The 3,784-nt window shown below is 63.1% G+C and carries 6 protein-coding genes; 5 read left to right on the top strand and 1 reads right to left on the bottom strand.

The window, feature by feature from the left end:
- A partial coding sequence (locus EOA38_RS30315) for an MFS transporter (protein WP_127300965.1) occupies positions 1-328 on the bottom strand: 328 nt, incomplete at its 3' end.
- A gap of 216 nt (positions 329-544) precedes the next feature.
- On the opposite strand from EOA38_RS30315, the gene EOA38_RS30310 reads away from it, so the two are divergent.
- From EOA38_RS30310 to EOA38_RS30290, 5 genes are all read left to right on the top strand, one after another.
- Positions 545-790, top strand: coding sequence for a type II toxin-antitoxin system prevent-host-death family antitoxin (locus tag EOA38_RS30310; RefSeq protein WP_127300964.1), 246 nt, complete (start codon positions 545-547; stop codon positions 788-790).
- The gene (locus tag EOA38_RS30305) at positions 787-1,236 is read left to right on the top strand and encodes a PIN domain-containing protein (protein WP_127300963.1); all 450 of its coding nucleotides are present in this window, start codon (positions 787-789) and stop codon (positions 1,234-1,236) included. Before EOA38_RS30310 ends, EOA38_RS30305 begins: the two co-directional genes overlap by 4 nt.
- A 141-nt stretch (positions 1,237-1,377) precedes the next feature.
- The gene (guaB, locus tag EOA38_RS30300) at positions 1,378-2,880 is read left to right on the top strand and encodes an IMP dehydrogenase (RefSeq protein WP_127300962.1); all 1,503 of its coding nucleotides are present in this window, start codon (positions 1,378-1,380) and stop codon (positions 2,878-2,880) included.
- 64 nt (positions 2,881-2,944) lie between these two features.
- Positions 2,945-3,472 (top strand): hypothetical protein, encoded by a 528-nt coding sequence (locus EOA38_RS30295; protein ID WP_127300966.1) that lies wholly within the window; start codon positions 2,945-2,947, stop codon positions 3,470-3,472.
- Between the two features lie 23 nt (positions 3,473-3,495).
- A partial coding sequence (locus EOA38_RS30290; protein ID WP_127300961.1) for an MAPEG family protein occupies positions 3,496-3,784 on the top strand: 289 nt, incomplete at its 3' end.

The raw sequence follows: 3,784 nt of genomic DNA, 5'->3' as shown, positions 1-3,784 counted from the left end.
TCATCATGGCGCCGCCCATGCCCTGCAGGAAGCGTGACACCACGAAGGCTGGCAGCGAATTGGCAAAGGCGCAGGCGACCGAACCGGCGATGAAGACGGCGATCGCGGCGCGGAACACGTTCTTGGCTCCGAACCGGTCCGCCATCCAGCCGCTGATCGGAATGAAGATCGCCAGCGACACCAGATAGGCCGTCAGCGCCAGCTTGAGCGCGATCGGGCTGGTATGGATGTCGATGGCGATCGCCGGCAGCGAGGTCGCGATCACGGTCGAATCCATGTTCTCCATGAAAAGTGCGACCGCCAGGATGAGCGGGATGATGCGGTTCAAGGGAGCGCCCTGATTTGTCTTCGCGATTCTCGATGCCAGGCTGGGGGCAAGCCGGCACGCCCCGGGCGGTATCACGCATTGGCCCGGATGTCGCATTAAATTGCTGTCACTTTTGTGCGATCGCAACCACTGGTAGCGGTTGTGATCCCGCAATGGCTTGCTAAATGCGGACTCGATCACTATTGTAGTGAAAATAACTACATGGCAGGCGCAACCATGGACGAAGCCGTTTCGGCAGCCGACGCCAATCGCCGGTTTTCTCATATCCTGCGTGAGGTGCGCGAGGGCCACAGCTACGTCGTGACCAGCCATGGGCGGCCGGTGGCACGGATCGTGCCGGCGGAAAAGCACGAGGGCGTGGCCTCCCGCTCGCGCGCGGCATTGCTGTCGCGCCTCCAACGGCAGCCGATCGTCGATGCCGGAAGCTGGACCCGCGATGAGCTTTATGAGGACGATCTGTGAAGGTCGCGATCGACACCAACGTCCTCGCCTATGCAGAGGGCGTTAACAACGCGCAGAAACGCGACGTCGTTCTCGAACTGCTAGGCAATGTCCCACAAGAGGCTGCCGTTGTTCCGGTCCAGGTGCTGGGGGAGCTGTTTAATGTCCTTGTCCATAAGGCCGGAAGGTCGCCCCAGGAGGCTCGGGAGGCGCTGCTTAGCTGGCGCGACGCGTTCCCGGTTGCTGGAACGACGCCGGAAGTGATGATGATGGCCGTCGATCTTGCTGCGGACCATCGTTTCGGTATCTGGGATGCTGCAATTCTTTCCACTGCTTCGCAAACGGGTTGCCGGCTGCTCCTGTCGGAAGACCTGCAAAACGGCTTCACCTGGGGTGGTGTAACCGTGGTCAATCCTTTTGCGTCGCCACGTCACGCTTTGCTGGATGCTCTCCTGGGTGCGGAATAGAAGCTGAAGCGTCTCGCAACGACCGGCTTTTCAACCGCAATAGGACGTGTTACCAGCCAGCGCCAATCCTGAAAGGGAAGATGAGAGTCGGCGCTGGCCATTTCGGTCCAGCGCCTTTTCCGCATTCAAAAAGGGCTGGCCATGGCAAAAATCATCGAGACGTCCACCGGCGCGTTGGCGCTGACCTTTGACGACGTGCTGTTGCAGCCTGGCCATTCCGAGGTCATGCCCGGCCAGACCGACATCCGCACCCGCATCGCCGGCGACATCGATCTCAACGTGCCGATCCTGTCGGCCGCCATGGACACCGTCACCGAGGCGAGGCTTGCGATCGCCATGGCACAGGCCGGCGGCATTGGCGTCATTCATCGCAATTTCTCGCCCGCCGAGCAGGCCGAGCAGGTCAGGCAGGTGAAGAAATTCGAATCCGGCATGGTGGTCAATCCGGTCACCATCGGCCCGGACGCGACGCTCGCCGACGCGCTGGCGCTGATGCGCGCCAACGGCATTTCCGGCATTCCCGTGGTCGAGAACGGCGGCACCGGCGGTCACACGGTGGGCCGGCTGGTCGGCATCCTCACCAACCGAGACGTGCGCTTCGCCTCCGATCCGTCGCAGAAGGTCTATGAACTGATGACCCGTGAGAACCTGATCACGGTGAAGGAGAATGTTGACCAGGACGAGGCCAAGCGCCTCCTGCACAAGCACCGCATCGAGAAGCTGGTGGTGGTCGACAGGAAGGGCAATTGCGTCGGCCTGATCACCGTCAAGGACATCGAGAAGTCGCAGCTCAACCCGCACGCCACCAAGGACGCGCAGGGACGGCTGCGCGCCGCCGCCGCCACCAGCGTCGGCGACGACGGCTTCGAGCGCGCCGAGCGCCTGATCGATGCCGGCGTCGACCTTTTGGTCATCGACACCGCGCACGGCCATTCACAGCGCGTGCTGGATGCGGTGACGCGGGCGAAGAAGCTCTCCAATTCCCTGCGCATTCTGGCCGGCAACGTCGCCACCGCCGAAGGCACCAAGGCGCTGATCGATGCCGGCGCCGACGCCGTCAAGGTCGGTATCGGCCCCGGCTCGATCTGCACCACGCGCATCGTCGCCGGCGTCGGCGTGCCGCAGCTTTCGGCGATCATGTCGGCGGCGGAGACCGCCGAGAAGTCTGGCGTGACGGTGATTGCCGACGGCGGCATCAAATACTCAGGCGATCTCGCCAAGGCGCTCGCCGCCGGCGCAAGCGCCGCCATGATCGGCTCGCTGCTTGCCGGTACCGACGAGAGCCCGGGCGAGGTCTATCTGCATCAGGGTCGTTCCTTCAAGGCCTATCGCGGCATGGGCTCGGTCGGCGCGATGGCGCGCGGCTCGGCCGATCGTTACTTCCAGGCCGAGGTCCGCGACACCCTGAAACTCGTCCCGGAAGGCATTGAAGGCCAGGTTCCCTACAAAGGACCTGTGGCTGGCGTGCTGCACCAGCTTGCGGGCGGCCTAAAAGCCGCTATGGGTTATGTCGGTGGGCGCGATCTTGCCGAGTTCCGCGAACGCGCCACCTTTGTGCGCATATCAAACGCAGGACTTCGTGAAAGCCACGCCCATGACGTCACGATCACCCGCGAAAGCCCGAATTATCCGGGCGGACTTTGATCAGAGCGCCGAACGGCCGGATCGCCTGGGCCTGTGGCGCGGTCTGACGTTGGGAGTGTTGCGCCTGTCGCGTCACGCGGCGGCGCTCTCCGTCGCTTCCGCCGCGGTCTTCATCGCCATGACGGCGCTGGAGTTTTTCTATTTCCGCCGCCTGAGCGGCGGGCTCTCTTCGCTCGACATGCGCGTTGCGGGTTTCACGCCCGATGAAGGCATGGCATGGCTCACCGCGCTCGGCCGGCGCGGCGGCGAGATCATCATCGTCTGGCATTATCTGACCTTCGACCTTCTGTTTCCGGCGCTGCTGTCGCTCACCTCGGTCAGCCTGATCGTGGCCTTCGGCCGGCGGTTCGGCAATTTCCGAGCCATGCCGGCGCAGTTGCAGGCTCTGACCGCGCTGGTGTTGGTGCTGCCCTATACGATCGCCGACTACGCGCAGAATTTTGCCGTGGCGCGGCTTTTGTCGGATTTCCAGTCGGCCAATCCCGATTCGCTGGCCTTTGCCTCGTCGCTCATCGTCACCAAGTTCGCGCTTCTGGCGATCCCGGTTTTGATCGTTGCGGTCTTCGCGCTGGCCGCTCAACGGCGGCTTTGAGCGGGTCAGGAGGGGGCGGGGAGATGAACCAGACCGCCATCTTTTGGCCGATGCTGGCGCATGTGCTCCTGGTCTACATCGTTTATCTGGTGATGCTGAAGCGGCGCTATCTTGCCGTGAAGTCCGGCGAGGCCAAGATCAGCCAGTACAAGGTCCGCTCGACCGAGCCGGCCTCAAGCGTCACCGTCGCCAACAACCTGATCAACCAATTCGAACTGCCGGTTCTGTTCCATGTGCTCTGCCTGGCGCTGTTCGTCACCAACGGCGTCAACTACCTGACGCTGGTGCTGATGTGGCTCTGCGTCGTGACGC

This window comes from Mesorhizobium sp. M1E.F.Ca.ET.041.01.1.1 (assembly GCF_003997355.1).
GTDB lineage: Bacteria > Pseudomonadota > Alphaproteobacteria > Rhizobiales > Rhizobiaceae > Mesorhizobium.
This window is presented reverse-complemented; position numbering and strand designations above follow the sequence as displayed.